Source organism: Tenacibaculum sp. DPLXC6 (assembly GCF_056815515.1).
Genome location: NZ_CP141806.1, coordinates 2275210 through 2295902, shown reverse-complemented (window position 1 = coordinate 2295902; position 20693 = coordinate 2275210). Strand labels below are relative to the sequence as shown.

Annotated in this window: 10 protein-coding genes; 4 read left to right on the top strand and 6 right to left on the bottom strand. The window is 33.0% G+C overall.

All coding sequences use genetic code 11. The annotated features are described in order from the left end of the window. Window positions 1-13 precede the first annotated feature (13 nt). Together VCM48_RS10360 and purD are read left to right on the top strand one after the other, a co-directional pair. Window positions 14-1693 (top strand): DUF6909 family protein, encoded by a 1680-nt coding sequence (locus VCM48_RS10360; protein ID WP_482270454.1) that lies wholly within the window; start codon window positions 14-16, stop codon window positions 1691-1693. Between the two features lie 191 nt (window positions 1694-1884). Next, window positions 1885-3159, top strand: a complete 1275-nt coding sequence (gene purD, locus VCM48_RS10355) for a phosphoribosylamine--glycine ligase (protein WP_482270453.1) — start codon at window positions 1885-1887, stop codon at window positions 3157-3159. Between the two features lie 37 nt (window positions 3160-3196). On the opposite strand, the gene VCM48_RS10350 is transcribed toward purD, so the two are convergent. After that, a complete protein-coding gene (locus tag VCM48_RS10350; protein ID WP_482270452.1) occupies window positions 3197-4243 on the bottom strand; it encodes a sensor histidine kinase in 1047 nt (348 codons plus the stop codon). A 145-nt stretch (window positions 4244-4388) separates the two neighbouring features. Further along, window positions 4389-5087: a response regulator transcription factor gene (locus VCM48_RS10345; protein ID WP_482270451.1), complete on the bottom strand. Its 699-nt coding sequence runs from the start codon at window positions 5085-5087 to the stop codon at window positions 4389-4391. Window positions 5088-5260: 173 nt separating this feature from the next. Here VCM48_RS10345 and VCM48_RS10340 point away from each other — a divergent pair, with 173 nt between their 5' ends. Further along, complete coding sequence (locus tag VCM48_RS10340) at window positions 5261-7021, top strand: DUF4153 domain-containing protein (RefSeq protein ID WP_482270450.1); 1761 nt, start codon at window positions 5261-5263, stop codon at window positions 7019-7021. Beyond that, window positions 7011-7727: a 3'-5' exonuclease gene (locus VCM48_RS10335; protein WP_482270449.1), complete on the top strand. Its 717-nt coding sequence runs from the start codon at window positions 7011-7013 to the stop codon at window positions 7725-7727. Before VCM48_RS10340 ends, VCM48_RS10335 begins: the two co-directional genes overlap by 11 nt. Before the next feature lie 7 nt (window positions 7728-7734). On the opposite strand, the gene VCM48_RS10330 is transcribed toward VCM48_RS10335, so the two are convergent. The 4 genes from VCM48_RS10330 to VCM48_RS10315 all read right to left on the bottom strand — a co-directional run bounded on the left by VCM48_RS10330 (window position 7735) and on the right by VCM48_RS10315 (window position 20415). Further along, entirely contained in the window at window positions 7735-9597 is a 1863-nt protein-coding gene (locus VCM48_RS10330; RefSeq protein ID WP_482270448.1) for an ABC-F family ATP-binding cassette domain-containing protein, read from the bottom strand. Between the two features lie 75 nt (window positions 9598-9672). After that, window positions 9673-13920: a GEVED domain-containing protein gene (locus VCM48_RS10325; RefSeq protein ID WP_482270447.1), complete on the bottom strand. Its 4248-nt coding sequence runs from the start codon at window positions 13918-13920 to the stop codon at window positions 9673-9675. 245 nt (window positions 13921-14165) lie between these two features. Continuing rightward, on the bottom strand, window positions 14166-17651 hold the full coding sequence (locus VCM48_RS10320) for a M4 family metallopeptidase (protein WP_482270446.1): 3486 nt from the start codon (window positions 17649-17651) through the stop codon (window positions 14166-14168). Between the two features lie 67 nt (window positions 17652-17718). Next, window positions 17719-20415, bottom strand: coding sequence for a GEVED domain-containing protein (locus tag VCM48_RS10315; protein WP_482270445.1), 2697 nt, complete (start codon window positions 20413-20415; stop codon window positions 17719-17721). Window positions 20416-20693: the final 278 nt, after the last annotated feature.

Below are 20693 nucleotides of genomic sequence, written 5' to 3'. Positions count from 1 at the left end.
ACTTTAAAAACATATGTCAAAACCTATCCTAAAAGAACGTACAAGAGCCCAAGAATCTACAAATGCTATTGAGCGTTTATACATTTCAATGCGACACTTATTTAGTCGCGGTTTTTACAAGCCAATGGGTGTTTCTGGTGAAACGTTACGTAAATCACTTTTATCTTTACGTCCAGAAATTTATGGTTCAATTGCAGAAAATAAAACTGAATTAAACGGACTGGTATACGTTATTGAACGTTTACCTGAAGGAATTGAAGAATGTCAGTTTATTTATTTAACTGCCGATGAAGGGTATCGTAACTCTAAGTTCAAGGCAATTATTCCTCCTAAAAGACGAAGAAACTGCTATCGTATTGACAAGAACCAAATGAATATTGAAATTACCAGAGGACGATCTGAAATTTACGATATTCTTACACACTTGACATTTTTATTTATTGAATCTCATAAAATTAAAGACCGTGTAGTTTTTAATAATGGTGAAAGTTTTATTCGTGAATGGTTACAACTAGAAGATATTGTAATACATAATAAAACCCTTACCGATGAGGAAAAAGATGTAATTGTTGTACATCTTGGTAATATTTTAGGAAGAACTTATGATGAAGTATATGATGCATACAACACGTTTGCAACAGAAGAGAATCCAAATAGGTTTTTCCATCTAATTTATTGGTTAGGTAAGCTTGCTATTAATGAAGCTTTATACGACCAAAAACGCTCTATAAAATTCAGTTCTGTTTTAATTGAAGAAATTGGACACCATTATTATGGAGAAATATGGGCTAACAACATTAAAAAAGTGTTGTTAGACAATGGGTTAATAGAACGCCCTATTCATATAATTAGTGCAAACATGCACAGTGTAATGAATAGTATTTATGCCCAAAATGCTTTACCAAAAGAAGCTAAAAAACATAAAGATTTTCAACTTTTTGAAGTATTGAGTAATAACAACAGTAGCGCTTTACAATCTGCCGTTAAAAATTATGCTTCAGAAAACGGGTTAATTTACATTAAAGATACTTCAGGAACCAACATCAATGTTCAGGTAATTGATACTGGAAAAATTGATTTTGAAACAAATTCTTTTAACAAAGTTAACTCTGTTGGAGAAGATCCTGTAATTATTGTAATGGATTATGCCTTTGGTGAGCAAGCTTTTGAAACTATGGACGAATTGTTAAAGCCATACAAAACAAAAGGAGATAAAATTCATCTAGATGTTCAGTCTGTTTCGATTATGGGTAAAGCTGGTATTTTAGAAGGTGGTAAAGGAGATATTATGATTCCTTCTTCACATATTTTTGAAGGTACTGCTGATAATTATCCATTTAAAAATGAATTATCAAAAGAAGATTTAGAAGGTTTTGGTGTTCAGGTTTTTGATGGAGCTATGATTACTGTATTAGGAACATCATTACAAAATAAAGATTTATTACGATTCTTCCATGATTCTACTTGGGATGTAATCGGACTAGAGATGGAAGGAGCGCACTACCAAAAAGCGATTCAATCTGCCTCAAAAATTAGAGGTAATATTTCAGAAAATGTGAAAGTACGCTACGCTTACTACGCTTCTGATAACCCGCTTGAAACTGGTGCAACACTTGCTTCTGGTGGACTTGGAATGAGCGGAGTAACACCAACTTATGCTATTACACAAAAAATACTAGAGCAAATATTTTAGAAAAACTATACGTCATTGCGAACGAAGTGAAGTAATCTGTCTATTAAGAACTCACATCTTAAAGATTGCCACGCTTTAGCCTGTCTTAAGCGACAGCCAAAAGGCTCGCAATGACGAATTTTTAATATTTTCTATCCCTCCCCTCTTTTTCTTATTTTATATTTGCACTCACAATACAACAACACACAACAATGAATATTCTAATTTTAGGTTCGGGCGGTAGAGAGCACGCCTTTGCTAAAAAACTTTCAGAAAGTACTAAAATCAACAACCTTTATGTTGCTCCTGGTAACGCAGGAACTGATGCAATTGCTAAAAATATTGCAATCAATCCAACTGATTTTACACAGGTAAAAGAAACTGTTTTACAACACGATATCAATATGGTAGTTGTAGGTCCTGAAGCTCCTTTAGTTGAAGGGGTTCATGACTTTTTCTTAGCAGATGAAGAATTAAAAAACATTCCTGTAATTGGACCTAAAAAAGACGGTGCTTTGTTAGAGGGAAGTAAAGATTTTTCGAAGCAGTTTATGGAAAAACACAATATTCCTACAGCTCGCTACCAATCTTTTACTACTGATACTTTAGCTGAAGGAAAAAAATTCTTAGAAACTTTAGATGCACCGTATGTATTGAAAGCGGACGGATTAGCTGCTGGAAAGGGTGTTTTAATTTTAAATGACTTAGAGGAGGCAAAAGCTGAGTTAGAAGAAATGCTTTCTAATCAAAAGTTTGGAAGTGCTTCATCAACTGTAGTTATTGAAGAATTTTTAAAAGGAATAGAATTATCTGTTTTTGTATTAACGGACGGAAAGAATTATAAAATTCTACCTTCTGCTAAAGATTACAAACGTATTGGAGAAGGTGATACAGGACTAAATACAGGCGGTATGGGAGCTATTTCTCCTGTTCCTTTTGCAACGGATGATTTTTTAACGAAAGTGGAAGAGTTGGTCGTTAAACCAACAATAGACGGTTTACAAAAAGACGGAATAGATTATAGAGGGTTTATTTTTATCGGATTGATGAACGATAACGGAAATCCATCTGTAGTTGAGTATAATGTTCGTATGGGAGATCCTGAAACTGAAGTGGTGTTACCACGTATTCAATCAGACTTACTAGATTTATTTGAAGGTGTGGCAACGCAAACCTTAGGAGATAAATCATACGAAGTTACCCCACAAACAGCAACGACTGTGATGTTAGTTTCGGGTGGATATCCTGAAGCTTATGAAAAAGGAAAAGAAATTACAGGTTTTAATACTGTAGATGATTCTATCGTTTTTCATGCAGGAACCACTTTAAAAGACGGTAAAGTTGTTACGAGTGGTGGGCGTGTAATGGCAATTACTTCTTTTGGAGATTCTATAGAAGAAGCCTTAGAAAAATCGTATAAAAGCATTGACAAAATAGCTTTTGATAAAATGAATTATCGAAAAGATATCGGATTCGATTTAAAATAATAATAATAAAAAAGGAGTTGATTATCAACTCCTTTTTTTATTTCATTGCCTTTTCTAGTGTAAAAGAAAACTCAGAGCCTTCTCCGTGTACACTCTTTAAAAGTATTGTTTCATTATGTGCTTCAATAATGTGTTTTACAATAGAAAGCCCTAAACCTGAACCTCCTTGTTCACGCGAACGACTTTGATCTACACGATAAAATCGTTCAAATAAACGAGATATGTGCTCTTGTTTTATTCCTTCACCGTTATCATTTATTTTAATAATAAGTTTATGCTGATTATACGGTTCAACACTCACTGTAGTAATACCTCCTACTTTTCCGTACTTAATAGAATTTACAACAAGATTTATAAGTACTTGTTCAATCCTTTCTATATCTCCTTTTACCAAATGAGGAAAGTCATACACTTTATCAAAACGTAGTGTAATATTTCTCTTTTTAGCCTTCATTTCAAACAAATCGAACACATTTTGAATCAGTTCAATAATATTGAACGTTTGTATGTTCATTTTCATTCCCTCAGTTTCTAACTTAGCAATCATATCTAAGTCTTTTACAATTGAGGTTAACCTCTCCACTCCTTTGTTTGCTCTTTCTAAATATTTTTCAAGAATTTCTTTGTCATCGGCAGCACCTTCAATAAGCGTTAAAATATATCCTTGTACAGTAAAAAGTGGTGTTTTAAGCTCATGAGCCACATTTCCTAAGAAATCGCGACGAAATGAGTCTCTTTGGGTTAAATTCGCTATCTCTTCACTCTTTCCTTCAACGTATTCTTGTACACTCTTAGTTAGTGCTTCTACATCTGTTGTTACTTTTTTTCGCTTTAAATCGTTAACATCTAAAATAGAAATATCTTCATACATCTTTTTTACTCGTTGGTAAATAAAGTGTTCTGCTCTGTATTGAATTACAAAAAAAGAAACAATAAACATTGCTACTCCAAAAATAACAATGGTTACAACACCTAGGCTATTTAATAAAAGTAAATACGATAATACTGCAATAACTATAGATAATAGTGTTGAGTATAATGCCGACCAGAGTGCGTAGTTATAGGTTTTTTTTATTTTTTTCATCTGTTTTTTCTATTATTCTTTTAAATTTCAGATGTAATTCGCCATTAATTATCTTGTGAAGTATCAAGAATTATTATAGCTCATTTCATGATAAAAAAATAGATTGCTAGCTAGCAATCTACTTATTAATTTTTGAGTTTAAAAATTATTTGTCTGTTTCGTCTAGCACAAACTTGTATCCAACTCCTTTTACCGTTTTAAAATAGTGGTCTCCTATTTTCTCACGGAGTTTACGTATGTGTACATCAATTGTTCTTCCTCCTACAACTACTTCATTTCCCCAAACGCTATCTAAAATAACTTCTCTTTTAAATACTTTTCCTGGTTTTGAGGTTAAAAGTGAGAATAGTTCAAATTCCTTTCTTGGTAAAGATATTTTTTCTTCTCCTTTGAAAACTACATACTCGTCTCTATTGATTACAATATCTCCAATTTTTGTAGTGGTATCCGCTTTTTCTTCTGTCTTTAAACGACGTAATAAAGATTTAACTTTACTTATTAGTACTTTTGGTTTTACTGGTTTAGTTATATAATCATCTGCTCCAGCATCAAAACCTGCTACTTGTGAGTAGTCTTCTCCTCTAGCGGTTAAAAAAGAAATTATAACATCTTCGAGAGGTTTTATATTTCTAATTTTTTCACACGCTTCGATACCATCCATTTCTGGCATCATAATATCTAGTAAGATTAAATGTGGAGTTACTTTTTTTGCTGTTTTTACAGCTTCTGCACCATTGCTTGCAGTAAAAACCTGATACCCTTCTGATTTTAAATTGTATCCTACAATTTCTAAGATATCTGGTTCATCATCAACTAGTAAAATTTTAATGTCGCTAGTGTTCATTATTCATTTTTATTGTGTTACCCAAAAGTAATCATAAAAAAGTAAACCCTTTGTATGCATGCTTAACTTAACGTTCATTTAATATTTACTAAACTTTTGCTTAAAAGAAATAAGGAATAATCTTTTGCTTTTCATTTTTTGCAGTTTTTGTATCTTTAGACAAATTGTTTCCTATGAAAATTATTTCTTCCCTTGGAGAAATTACTTCCAAAGCCAAAGATGCCTTTAAACGATTTCCTATAACCCTTTCATGGGCAATAGTAGGTACGTTGTTTACTTTATTTACAATTGAAGCAAATACTTTTGACAATGCTTTTAACGGTAAGGTTATTTTAATTTTTATTCTAGGAATAAGCTGGTTAATTGCTACTCGTTTTTTTGAAGAACAGTTTAAAAAAGATAATACCTGGGTATTTTTGCTAACTCTCGGTTTTCTAATCTTATTTTATTTTAGTGTTGATATTCATGGCTCAGAGATTCATCAAAACTCTATCACCCGTTTTGTGCTTTACTTTATAACTGGACATTTACTTGTAATGGTTGCTCCTTTTGTATTTAGTTGGAATAAATCCGCTTATTTTAATTATTTAAAATCTGTTTTTATAGCACTCTTTAGAAGTTTATTTTTCTCCTTGATATTATATTTAGGTATTGTGTTAGCATTACTTGCTATAAAACACTTGTTTAATATTAATTTTAAAGGAGAACGTTTTTTTCAGGTTTTTGTGCTTTGTATAGGAATTGTAAATACATGGATTTACCTTTCTGATTTTCCTAAAGATGTTCATAACCAACTTGCTATTAACTACACCAAAGCTTTAGAAGTACTGGTTAAATATATCTTAATTCCATTAGTAATTTTATACCTCATCATTTTATATGCCTATAGCTTAAAAATAGTAATCAATTGGAACTTACCTAAAGGATGGGTTTCTTATTTAGTTATTGCCCTTTCCTTTTTAGGATTTATCGTTCAAATACTTATCAACCCTATTCAAAAAACTATAGATTCTCGCACAATTAAAAAATTTCATCCATGGTTTTATTATTTGTTATTACCTTTAATAGCCTTGCTTTTTGTAGCTATTTTCAGGCGTATTAACGAATATGGCATTACCGAAAACCGTTATTTCGTATTTATTTTAGCTAGTTGGATCTTAGCCATGACCTTATACATACTTTTTAGTAAACGTAAAAAAATTAAGGTCTTTCCTTTTAGTTTAGCTGTTATTTCTTTTCTTATTTCTTTTGGTTTTTGGGGTGCTTTTTCGATATCAACAAAGAGCCAACTTCTTCAATTTGAAAAAGTGTATACAGACATTAAAAATGATAATTTCACAACCACTTTTGAAAAGAAAAATCAATTACGTTCTATCGTTAGGTATTTAAATAATAAACATGAATTAGATAAAGTAGAAAGTATTTTAGGCTATAATCCAAAAACAGTATTTAAAACCGAAAGTAATTGGCAACTACAAAATAAATTAATGGATAGTTTAAATATTAAAGTAACTAACAATCCTTATAAAGGATACCAAAACAATTACTATAATGTTGACGAACAAAACTTAACCATTAGCACCAAGAACTACGATGTTTTAAAAAAAATATTTCTTAATCGTTACAATAAAGAGAATATAATTCAGGGATATCGTTTTTATTTGAGTGAAAAAACAAATACTATTAAAGTTTTAAAAGGTGATACTTCTATTGGTGAAATTGATTGCTCTGGTATGATTAAAAAACTTAAATCCCAAGAAAAGAATTACAATATATCACCTAATTTAATGACAGTTGAGCATCATTTTAAAACACTAAGTGTAAAGTTTATTTTTAAAAGTATTAGCTTATCAAAAATAGATGATGATGCTTCCGAAAATTATTTATCTAACGCTGATATTTATACTTTAATTAAAGAAAAAAATGCTGAATAAACTTAACCTACAAAACATCTTGTTTTTAGATATCGAAACGGTTCCTGAAGTAGAATTTTTTACTGATTTATCTACTGAAATGCAAGAGTTATATGCTTTGAAAACACAATACCAACGTAAAGATGAATTTACTCCTGAAGAGTTTTATCATCGAGCAGGTATTTGGGCTGAATTTGGAAAAATAATCTGTATTTCTGTAGGGTATTTTGTAGAACGTAAGGGGGTAAACCAACTCCGGGTTACTTCTTTTTATGGTGATAATGAGCATAAACTTTTGGTTGATTTTAAAAATTTATTAGATACACATTTTAACCATCCAAACCATCTATTATGTGCACACAATGGTAAAGAATTTGATTTTCCTTATATCGCACGACGTATGATTATCAATCGAATTGACTTACCTAATAAACTCAATTTATTTGGTAAAAAGCCTTGGGAGGTTCCGCATTTAGATACTTTAGACCTATGGAAATTTGGCGATTATAAACACTATACTTCTTTAAAATTACTTACCGCTATTTTAGGAATTCCGTCACCCAAACAAGATATTGATGGAAGTGAGGTTACTAATGTTTATTACCAAGAGAAAAACCTATCACGTATTGTTGAATATTGCGAACGAGATACCGTAGCGGTAGCTCAGCTTTTATTGAGATTTTTAAATAAACCTTTGGTTGATGAAATTGATATTATAAAAGTGTAATATCAACCTATTCTCCTTCCAATTTCATTGAAAGTTCAAACCAACGTTCTTCTTTTTCTTCTAAACTTTCTATAATTTCTTGTAGCTCTAAAGATTTTTCATTGATATCATCCATCGCTATTTCTCCGTTGGTGAATTGCGCTTCTAATTTTACTTTCTTCTTTTGTAACCTTTCAATATCAACCTCTAATTGACCAAACTCTCGTTTTTCGTTATAACTTAACTTTCCTTTCTGAGGTGTTTTTTCTTGCTTTTCAGCTACTTTCTTCTCTTCTTTAGGTTCTGGTAGCAAAGAGCTTTCATATGCTCTGTAATCAGAGTAATTTCCAGGAAAATTTTCTACTTCTCCATTTCCTTTAAAAACAAATAAGCCATCAACTATTTTATCCATAAAATAACGGTCGTGCGATACTACCATTAAGTTCCCCGGGTAATCCAATAAGAAGCTTTCTAATACATTTAGGGTTACCACATCTAAATCGTTGGTAGGCTCATCAAGAATTAAAAAATTAGGGTTTTGAATCAAAACAGCACACAGGTACAAACGCTTCTGTTCTCCTCCACTTAATTTTTCGACAAAATCATATTGTTTTTTTCTATCAAATAAAAAGCGTTCTAATAACTGAGCTGCAGAAATTCTTCTTCCTTTGGTTAACGGAATTTCTTCTCCAAACTCTTTAATAACTTCTATTACTTTTTGCCCTTCTTTTATTTGGATTCCTTTTTGAGTGTAGTAACCAAATTTTACCGTTTCTCCAACAATTACTTTACCTCCATCTACAGGAATTTTGCCTGTTAGTATGTTTAAGAAAGAGGATTTCCCTGTTCCGTTTTTTCCGATGATTCCTATACGTTCTCCACGTTTAAAAACATAGTCAAATCCATCTAAAATAACTTTATCTCCAAAATTCTTTTTTAGTTTATGAAGCTCTACTATTTTACTTCCTAAACGCTCCATGTTAATTTCTAACTGAACTTCATGCTCTTTTCTTCGTTGGTGTGCTTTTTCTTTAATTTTGAAAAAGTCATCTATACGTGATTTAGATTTGGTCGTACGTGCTTTTGGCTGACGACGCATCCAATCCAGCTCTTTTTTAAACAAGCTTTTTGCTTTGCTTAAGTTTGTTGCTTCTAAAGCTAATCGTTCTTCTTTGTTTTGAAGGTAATATGAGTAGTTTCCTTTGTATTTGTATAGTTTTCCGTTATCTAATTCTATAATCTCATTACACACACGTTCTAAAAAATAACGATCGTGTGTTACCATGAATAAGGTTATTTTTTCCTTAGCGAAAAATGCTTCTAACCACTCAATCATTTCCAAATCTAAATGGTTAGTTGGTTCATCAAGTATTAATAAATCAGGTTTATTAATTAGAATGATTGCTAACGACAATCGTTTCTTTTGTCCACCAGAAAGCTTTCCTACTTTTTGTGACAAATCATCAAGCTTTAACTTAGAAAGTATTTGCTTGTATTGTGTTTCAAAATCCCACGCATTATGCTGTTCCATCAACTCAAATGCTTTTTGATAGGTTTCAGTATCATCAGGATTTTCTAATGCTTTTTCGTATTGCTGAATAATAGGAAGGATGGTATTTTCTGTAGAGAAAATAGTTTCTTCTATAGTTAAGTCGGGATCCAAATCATCATCTTGTGCTAGATAAGCAATATTAATTCCTTTTCTACTGATAACTTGGCCTTCATCTGGTGTATCTTTTCCTGCAATAATGTTTAAAATAGAGGTTTTTCCACTACCATTTTTAGCAACAAAAGCTATTTTTTGGTCTTTATTAATTCCAAAAGAAATATCTTCAAATAAGACCTTTTCGCCATACGATTTTGCTATGTTTTCTACTGATAGGTAATTCATTCTCTAAAATTTTATGCAAAGAAACAAAAAACCCGAGCAATTGCTCGGGTTTTGTTATAATTAAAAGAAAAGCTATTATTTCTTCATTAATTTAATGGTTTCTGATTTTTTACCATCGTTCGCCTCTAATAAATAAATTCCTGTTTTTAAATTAGAAACATTTACAGTACCATTAACTGTTTTTCCTGTTAATACAACTCTACCAATTGTATTTGTTATTTTATAACTTACATTTTCGTTGCTTCCAAATTTTACATTAACATTACTTATTGCTGGATTTGGGTATGCTGTTAAGCTCGATTTTGCTTCTCTATCTAATGGTTCAGCAAACTCATCGCTTGTACCTGATACTGCTACTGAAGATGATGAGTTAACAATATTAACTGTATAATCTTCTACTTCTCCATCTGCAAAAGTTTCACAAGCTGTTGATGCTCCGTTGTACTTCATAGATACACGCATTCTTGTTTGTCCTAATAACGCGCTTGATGGAATAGATATGTTTGCTGATCTATTTGCTGCTGTACTAGAAGAACCTAAAGATGTTTGTTCACTACTTTCAAAAGTTCCGTTACGGTTATAATCAATCCAAACCGTAAAATACTCAGTATATGAAGAACCACTAAATCCTGCACTTACAATGATTTGGTTTGTTGTTCCTTGAGTAACTGTTGCAACTTTATTCGTGAAATCACCATACCCTCCATTTGCAGAAGTTGTATTTGTCATTCCTCCAAAAGAAACATAATCTATCCATTCGTAAGTAACTCTATTTCCTTTTGAAGAACAATAGCTAACAACATTATCTAATGTAGTTACATTTACCGTATTACTTGCTGAAGAAATATTTCCTGCTGCATCTTTTGCTTTTACTGAGAAAGTATAAGCTGTATTAGCTGTTAACCCTGTTACATTGTAAGATGTTGTTGTAACAGTTGTTAATTTAGTTGCTCCTTGATATACGTCATATCCTGTAACACCTACATTGTCTGTTGATGCTGTCCAAGATAAAGTTAATGTAGTTTGTGCAACGTTTGATGAAGCTAAACTACTAGGTGCAGTTGGTGCTTGAGTATCTGCTATTGCAGCTCCAATATTTACTGTATAGTCTTCTACTTCACCATAAGAGAATGATGCCTCACAAGCTGTTGGTGTTGCATTATACTTCATAACGATTCTCATTCTTGTTGCTCCATCTAAAGCTGAACTTGGTACTGTAAACGATGTGCTTACAGGAGTATCTTTAGATTTAGCTTTTGTCCACACTGTTTCTCCTGCATCAGAAAAATCTCCATCTTGGTTGTAATCAATCCAAACACCATACCCTTCATCATAACTACTTCCTGTCCAAGTTGGTGTAATTGTAATTGTATTTGATTTTCCTTTTTCTAAATCTGTAGAAATTGCAGTATGATCAGAGTATCCGTTTCCTCCTCCTGAAGAATTATCGATACTTCCTAATTGAACTCTTCCAATATATTCATCAGAAACACTATTACCCTTAGAGTTACAGTATGTAATTGTTGCGGCTGTAGTAGTAGCGTTTGCTGTATTACTTACTGCTGAAATATTTCCTGCTGCATCTTTTGCTTTTACAGTAAAAGTATATGCTGTACTTGCTGTTAATCCAGTTACATTATATGAAGTAGTTGTTGAACTTCCTATTTTAGTTGCTCCTTGATATACATCATACCCTGTTACTGCAACATTATCTGTTGAAGCTGTCCAATTTAACGTTAAAGTTGTTGCTGTTATAGAGCTTGCTGCCAAACTAGTTGGAGCAGACGGTGCTTCAGTATCAGCAGCAGCATTACTAGTAAATGAACCTGTAAACACTCCTCTACCGTATGTAGAAGCAATTACTTTATTTGTTGTATGATCTCCACTTACATTCCAATAATCAAATGAAGTAACACTAACATCGCTCATTCCATTATATGCTTGATTCCAGTTAGGGTTTGCATCATTAAAATTAGATGTTGACCAAACTCCTAATTGAGTTGCTAAAATAGCTTCAGTTCTGTCTAATGGATTTTGTAAAATATCTCTTACAGGAATATTTGGTAAGTTTCCTTCTTTGCTTACCCAATTTGCTCCTCCATCTGAAGTAGCCCAAACACTTGTTACCCCATAGTTATGTATTGTTACAAAAATATCATCTTCAGTAGCTCCAAATCTTACTGAAGATACCGAACCAACAAAAGGTGTATTTATGTTTGACCATGTAGCATTAGAATTAGTAACGTTTGTTAACTTTAATAGTTTACCATTCGCTAATCCTACAAACCATGCATTATTTGTAAAAGGAGATGCTTGAAAAGCTGTTGGACTTGCGTCTAATAATGCATTTGTAATATTTCCTTTTGAATTTGATGCTACATTAATACTCAATATTGAATTAGCAGAACTTGTTGATGCATTTGATAATAGACGATTTGCATCATTATCATACCCCATAGGGTTTACAAAATCTCCTGTGTTTTGATCACTTGATAACGTTGTTGCTCCTCCTTGCTGTCTACCTAAACCATTCCAAGGTAAGCTAAACCTATATATTACATTATTTACATACGTAGCAATCATATAGTCTCCATCTTTATCAACGAAAGTGTAGAATCCGTCACCATCGCTTAATTGAGTAGAGCTATTAATTCCTGCGACTGCATTTCTAAATGCTTGAGTACCGTTATCTTGAGCACCTGCACTAAAAATTCCATTAACATCACCTGCTCCATCAGGACCAATACCTGCTTTTACAAACTGAGTTACATTATAACCTTTGTTTCTTACACTAATTGTACTTCCAGAATTTCCTGAATAATAGATTCCTCCATCATTTCCGAATAATATTTTAGAAGAGTCGTTATTTCCAAAAGCCATTGAGTGTTGATCTGCATGAACATTTTGATGACCAAAACCTCCGTACCAGTGTGATAATTGAGACCATGAAGAACCTCCGTTTGTGGTTTTAAATAAATCGATACCTCCAACATATACGATATTGTCATTCGTTGGATCTGCTTCAATTACTAAGTCATAAAACGCTTGTCCTCGACAAAAATCGTTTGCCGAAATGTTTGTATCAGCATCATTTGGTAATGATGTTGCACTTGCTGTTGAAAAAGCATTGGTAGTTTTATAAATATGAACAGGCGCTGTACTTGTTGTTCCTTGCGTTAATGCATAAATCTTATTTGCATCAGTAGCAGACGGTTCAATTTCTACTCTATTAGATTCAGTTAATGGGGATGCAGCTGCTTCTGTCCAAGTACCTCCATTTGTAGAGCTAAATACTCTACCTCCACCTTCTCCTAAGGCAGAAGCAATAGTACCCATCCATAAAGTATTGTTAGCACTTACTTCTAAATCATTAGCTATATAATAGTAGTCTTTTCCTCCAAAAGTATACTTCATATTAGCAGATTCTATTCTACTCCAATTCGCCCCGTTATCTGTAGAACGGTACAATCCTGCTGATTGTAATCCTAACCAGTTTCTAGGACTAGAAGAATCTCCGTACACGTGTGCTCCTACTGCAACGAATAATTCTGTTGAAGTTCCATTATCCCATGCTAATACATCGTTTACGAAATGAACTCCTGATAAGAAAACATTACTTGCATTGTAATTAATAATTGCATCTCCTGCTGCTGGTATATTAACCGCATTCCATGTTGTACCTCCATCGGTAGTTACATAAACACCGTTTCCTACCACATCACCTGCTGTGTATTGTTCTCCTGTACCTACATACCATCTGTTAGAGTTTCTTGGATCTACTGTGATAGAAGTTACAGATAAATTTCCTGGTACATTTTGTACTCTTGTCCATTGTGAGTTAGCATTACTGATATCAGTATTTTTCCATAAACCTCCACTTACTCCACCTGCATATACAGTGTTATTTGTAGCGTCATTTGGATCAAATAAAACAACTCTTGTACGCCCTCCTACATTATTAGGTCCTCTTTCTGCCCAAGAATTTCCATTGTCTCCAGGACTTTTTTGTTGTGCTCTCTTTTTCAACAGATCTTCTCTTAATCCTGCTAAACTTCCATCTTCCATTTTTCCTGTAGCTGGATTCATGGTGAGTAACTGCATTTGATCAAAATACCTATTAGGTGGTAACCCTCTAAGTTTTCTTTCTTTTTTCCCCCATTTTAACGATTCATTTAAAGGACTTTCCTTTAAAAAAGTACTATGTACTTTACGTTGTTCGGCCAGTTTATCAGCAACATCTTGCTTTTTAAGATAATCTGAACCAATAATTGAAACTGCTGCAACAGACAGCCCTCCAATTAGAAATTTAAACTTTTTGTTCATTTGAATCAATTTAAGTTGAATAATTAAGTTTTTATTTCCTAGTTCTTTTACAATTCTACCTTTTCTTTATCATTCACACCTTTTGAATAGACTCATTTTTAACCCTTTACAAACTAATTTTTAATAGTTTAGCCACCCCTAGCTAAGTCAAAGATTTTATTCTCAATGGTATTTTACAATTTAAAACAAGCAAAAGCCTGAGTAAAAAACTCAGACTTTTGTTTTTCTTTAATGTTTTTAAAAACTTACTTTTTAAACAATTTAGTTGTAAGCAGTTTTTGTCCATCATTTACCTCTAAAATGTACATTCCAGTATTTAACTTTGAAACGTCTAGATTAGAAGATTTTAAACGACCTTCTTTAACTACTTTACCTATAGTATTTATAAGTTTATAATTTATTTTCTCTGCTTTTGAAGCTAGTTTTATTTGTATAAAATCTACCGCAGGATTAGGATATGTTAATAAATCTAAGCTTTCTTCATTTCCTATTGCTTCTCCACTAATATTTGCTGCAAAACCAGTTATTGCAGCTACTGAAGAACCAGAAGAAATATTAACGGTATAATCTTCTACCTCACCATAGGTAAATGTTTCACATGCTGTTTGAGCACTGTTATACTTCATAGAAACTCTAAGTCTTGTAGTTCCTGAAGCATTTGATGGAATTGTAAAATCTTCATAAAGCTCACCAGCACTTGAAGAAGAACCACTTAGTACTACTTCAGTGTCTTCAAAAACACCATCCTTATCATAATCAATCCATGCTTTCCAGTACTCAGTATAAGAAGAACTACTAAATCCAGCACTTACATATAATCTATTAGATCCTGGAGCCACATTCATTGTTAGGTTTGTATAATCTTTATAACCACCATCGTTTCCTGTGTTATTGTCAACTCCTCCCATAGAAACTCTATCAATCCATTCGTAAGAAGAATTATTTCCTTGAGAAGCACAATACTCTACTGCTGATACTTCTTTTGTTGTAAATGTTGCTGTATTACTCGATGCTGAAACATTTCCTGCAGCGTCTTTAGCTTTTACTGTAAAATTATACGTTGTATTTGCAATTAATCCAGTTAAGTTCATTGATGTACCACTAACAGTTCCTGCACTTGTAGCTCCATTAAATACCTCGTAACTAGTTACTCCAACATTATCTGTAGACGCTGTCCAACTTAATGTTGCTGTTGTTTCTTCAATATTAGATGCAGTTACTGAAGAAGGCGCTGTTGGTGCTTCTGTATCTGGTGTAGCATTTGTAATATTAACTGTATAATCTTCTACTTCACCATAAGAGAATGTTGCTTCACAAGCTGTTGGTGTAGCATTATATTTTAATACAATTCTCATTCTAGTAGTTCCTTGAGTTGCTGAAGCTGGTACTGTAAATGATGTACTTACAGGAGTATCTTTCGATGCTGCTTTCGTCCAAACTGTTTCTCCAGAATCAGAAAAATCTCCATCTTGATTATAATCAATCCATACTCCATAACCTTCACTGTAAACAGTACCTGTCCATTTAGGAGTAATAGTTATTGTATTAGAATCACCAATAGATAAATCAGTTGAAATTGTAGTGAAATCAGAATATCCTCCACCTCCATCAGAAGTATTATCTATACTTCCTAATTGGACTCTTTCAATATATTCATCAGCAACACTATTTCCTTGTGAAGAACAATAATTAAGTGGTGGTGTTCCTGTTGTTGTTACATTTAATGTTGCTGGTGTTCCTGTTCCGCCTGTTGTACATTTTGCTGCTACTGATACTGTGTATTCTGTTCCGCTTAATAATCCTGTAGCGTTAAATGATGTTCCAGATACATTTGTTGTATTTCCTCCAATGGTTACATCGTAAGAAGCTGCTCCTGAAACTGCCGTCCAGGTTATTGTAAACCCATTATCACCAATATTTGATGAATTTAAGTTTGTTGGTGCTGCTAAAGCACAAGTTTGTACAAACTCTTCTCCTACATTAACTGCATAAAAAGCATTCGTTGTAGAAATTACCTCTTGAGAGTTTGCTCCGTATAAATCTGTAGCAGCTTGAATAGCTCCTGTTCTTGCATCAGCAAAAGTTGAACTTGCTGATAAATAGTTAGCTTCGGTACGATAAGCAATTTTAGCTGCTTTTGTTATACCTATTCCTGTTACATTATAGTTATCACTTGCATCGTTTGTTCCAGACCCACCAACTGATAGTAAATAAAACCATTTATTTAAAACTCCTGAGTTTGTATGAACTCCACAGTAATCATTAAATCTTGTTGGTGTTCCACAGTTAGGGTTCTTCCAATAAGTTCCTCCATAAGTATCTGGTTGCCCTTGTGATTTTGGATCGTTCATAGAACGTAAAGCAGCAGAACCACTACGTCTGTCTATTTCATCTCCTATTAACCAAACTGAAAGGTCTGGGTTTAAATCGTTTCCATTTCCTTTTGCAAAATGTTCAACAGCTGCTCCCCAAATATCTGAGAAACCTTCATTTAAAGCTCCTGATTCTCTTTGGTATGCTAAATTTGCTGTATAAGTACATACCGCATGCCCTATTTCATGGGCAGCAACATCAATAGAAGTTAAGGCATCAAAGTTACCATTTCCTTCTGTTCCATTCGAAGAACCATCTCCATAAGACATTACAGAACCATTCCAAAAGGCATTATCATAGTTAGTATCAACATGTACATAGCTTCTAATTTGAGCTCCACTGTTATCATAACTATTTCTGTTATGTTTTTGTAAAAAATACTCATAGGTCATCATTGCTCCCCAATGAGCATCTAACGCTGCATCATCTTTGTTAGCGCTATGTTCTGCTGTAGTCCAATTATTATCATTATCAGTAAACTGATCGTAATTTGTAACATATGGATATGTAGAACCTGGTGCTTGGTTTTTTGCGTCTCTGGTGTAAATTTTTCTTCCAGAATCACTTAAAATGTAGTTTCCTCCACTTAGTGAAGTTTCAATAGTTCTTGTACCACTATAACGAGTTTGTGCAGTACCTGATGCAAACGCTGCTGTTATAGCTTCTGTAGCTTTTTTACTTTTTTTAGCATGTTCCGTAAGTTCACCTACATGACCAAATTCATCTAAATGCTTAATAATAGCATTGTAAAATAATGCTTCTCCTGTGTGAGCATCTATATATAAATAACCTCTGCTAAGTGGTTTTGTAGCAAAGATGTCAAATTTATAAGCTAATCTTGGTTCTTTTTTTCCAATTACCTCTCTAGGAAGAATTAATAACTCCCCTTCTGGTTTTTTATAGTTATCCATTTCTTTAGCAGCATCAGGAAATTCCCATAAATACTTTTCTGCTCCTGTGTGTGATAAAGCTTTTTGAAATGCTTGAGCTTTTGATAGCTTAGGGATTACTTTTACTTTTCCAACATCATAAAATTCACCATTCATACTCATTAAAGCACCATTTTTTGCATGTGCTGTATACGTAGCAAATTCTACTTTTATTCCTTTAAATTTTTGTTGAAATTTTTCATGTGTAAAGCCTAAATCATCTCTATTTGATTTAATTTTTTGTAAGCCATCATTTTTAAATAGCTTTAATTTTTGTCTAATTAAATCTGGTGCTTTTTGTAAAGACACCTTTGAAGATTTGTTGAACTTAACGTGTTTTAACTCTCTATTTTCTTGGGCGTTTATGGTATAAACTCCTGCGAATAGAAAAGCAGATAAAAACACAGTTCTTGCATAATTGTGTTTCATTTTTGAAGGGTTTAGTTAATTGATTTTAATTAAAAAGCCTGAGAAATAACTCAGGCTTTTGTAAAGTTTATTTTTTAAATACCTTAGTAGTTAGTAGTTTTTGACCATCATTAACTTCTAAAATATACATACCTGTATTTAGTTTAGAAATATCGATGCTTGAAGAATTTAAGCGACCTGCTTTCATTACTCTACCAATTGTATTTACAATTTTATAAGTCATATTATCAGCTCTAGAGGCTAATTTTACTTGTATAAAGTCTACTGCTGGATTAGGATATGTCATCAAGTCTAAACTATTTTCATTTCCTAATCTTTCTGCATTTACACTAACTGAAGATTCTTGTCTTGTACTAGAAACAATATTTACTGTATAGTCTTCTACTTCTCCATAAGTAAATGTTTCACAAGCTGTTTGAGCAGCATTATATTTCATAGAAACACGCATTCTTGTCGTTCCTAAAGTTGCTCCTGCAGGAACATCAACTGTAGATGTTAAGTTATTTGCACTTGATGAAGATCCTGTTACAACTTTTTCACTGCTCTCAAATGTTCCATTTTGATTAAAATCAATCCAAACAGCCCAATACTCTGTATATGAAGAACTACTAAATCCTGCACTAATAGTCATTTGGTTTGAACTTCCTACTGCTAAGGTTGCTGTTTTTGAAGTAAAATCAGCATATCCTCCATTATCTCCAGTTGCATTAGTCATTCCTCCTAACTCAACATTATCAATCCATTCATAAGAAGAGTTATTTCCTTTTGAGTCACAGTATGAAACTGAGTTTGATAAAGTTGTTACGTTTATTGCACTACTAGACGCAGAAACATTTCCTGCTGCATCTTTTGCTCTTACTGAAAAAGTATAAGTAGTAGCTGCTGTTAATCCTGTTACATTCATTGTAGTTCCTGTTACAGAACCAATATTGCTAGTTCCTTGATAAACATCATAACCAGTTACTCCAACGTTATCAGTAGATGCTGACCAGTTTAATGTTAAAGAAGTTTGTGTTACACTAGAAGCTGCTAAGTTTGTTGGCGCTGTTGGTGCTGTTGTATCTGCTGTTCCTGCTCCAATTACTACTGTATAGTCTTCTACTTCTCCATAAGAAAATGAAGCTTCACATGCCGTTGGTGTTGCATTGTATTTTAAAACTATACGCATTCTTGTTGCTCCATCTGTAGCAGAAGCTGGTACTGTAAAAGATGTACTAACTGGTGTATCTTTAGAAGCAGCCTTTGTCCAAACAGTTTCTCCTGAATCAGAAAAATCTCCATCTTGATTATAATCTATCCAAACACCATATCCTTCGTTATATACAGTTCCTGTCCAAGTTGGTGTAATAGTGATTGTATGAGAAGTTCCTTTTGCTAAATTAGTTGAAATTCCTGTATGGTCAGAATAACCGTTTCCTCCTCCAGTACTGTTATCAATAGTTCCTAACTGTACTCTTCCAATATATTCATCAGAAACACTATTTCCTTTTGATGAACAATAAGAAATTGTTACTTCAGGAGTAGTAAAAGTTGAAGAAGCACTATATGCTGAATTTGAACCATCAGAACATTTACTACGTACTTGTACTTCATACTGAGTAGATGCTGATAATCCGCTTAAAGATGTTGATGTTCCTGAAACCGCATTAGTTGTCCATGATGAAGTTCCTGTTTGACGATATCTTACATCGTATGTAGCTCCTGAAACTGCTGTCCAAGATACTGATGCTCCTGAAGAAGTGATACTAGATACAGTTACACCTGTTGGTACCGTTGCTGTACATGAAGTAGAACCTCCTGTTTTATCTGATAAAGCTAAACTTCTACGTACTCCTCCTGACTCTAAAACAGCACGCATTCTATTTTTTTGACCTAAAGTAAATAGGTTCATACAAGTATCATCAGAGTAATCCATGTAGTTTTCAACCATATCTGCTGATCCACAAGAAGAGTGACTTGAAGCACATCCGTAGTTTGCAGCATCAGATTCTGGAGTATCAGAAACAAAATCGTCAACACCACAACCACCATCACCCCAGATATGTCTAAGGTTTAAAAAGTGACCTACTTCGTGAGTAGTTGTTCTTCCTTTGTCAAATGGAGATGATAAATAGAAACCTGATCCTTTATCTGAACTACCAAAATATTGAGGTCCCATAACTACTCCATCGGTAGCAGCACTACCTCCTGGGAATTGTGCATACCCTAAGATTCCACCACCAATATTACATACCCACATGTTAAGGTACTCAGAGGTATCCCATGGATCTACTCCTCCTTGTGATGATTTTTTCATCGCATCGCTAGTCCCCCATGAAGTTTTAGATGATGATTTTCTTGTAATACCTGTTGTTGGATTACCATTTGGATCTACTTGAGCTAAATAAAATTCTATTTCTGTATCTGCTGCTTGAGACCATTTATTTGTTTTGTCTGAGTTCGTTCTTCTGTAATCTTCATTTAAAACATCTATTTGTGACTGAATTTGTGCCACACTGATGTTTTCTTGAGAATTACTGTAAATAACGTGTACAACTACTGGAATTTGAATAATACTTCCTACAATTTTTCCTTGGAAGTTCTTCTTTTCTGCAATTCTTTTTTGAGTAAAAGACTCAATTTCTTGCATTTTGCTTTTTAAAGAAGGATTAAGGGATTGTCTGTACTCAAGATTTTCCATTGAGTGACAGTTTCTTTTTTCTTGGGCATACGAAGCACCAACAAAAAATAAGCACAGAAGTGCTAGGGTAATTTTGTTTTTCATTTTTGAAGGGTTTTTAGTTGAATTAATAAAACTTTAAGAGCCTTTTTTGAGCTTAAACCTCAAATAAAAACTCTTAATTATTTGTTAAAACATTGACAAATATATAAAAAAAGATAAAAAAAGATGCTTTTTAGGTAGTTAATTAACTGTTTATGTTTCTTTTATAAAACCAAAACAACCCTTTATCCCAGTTAAACACTAGGTTTTTTAGGAAAGAAAAAAAGATAATCTATTACTACTTACCTATCAAACAGTTAAGATAAATCCGCTTTCTGAAA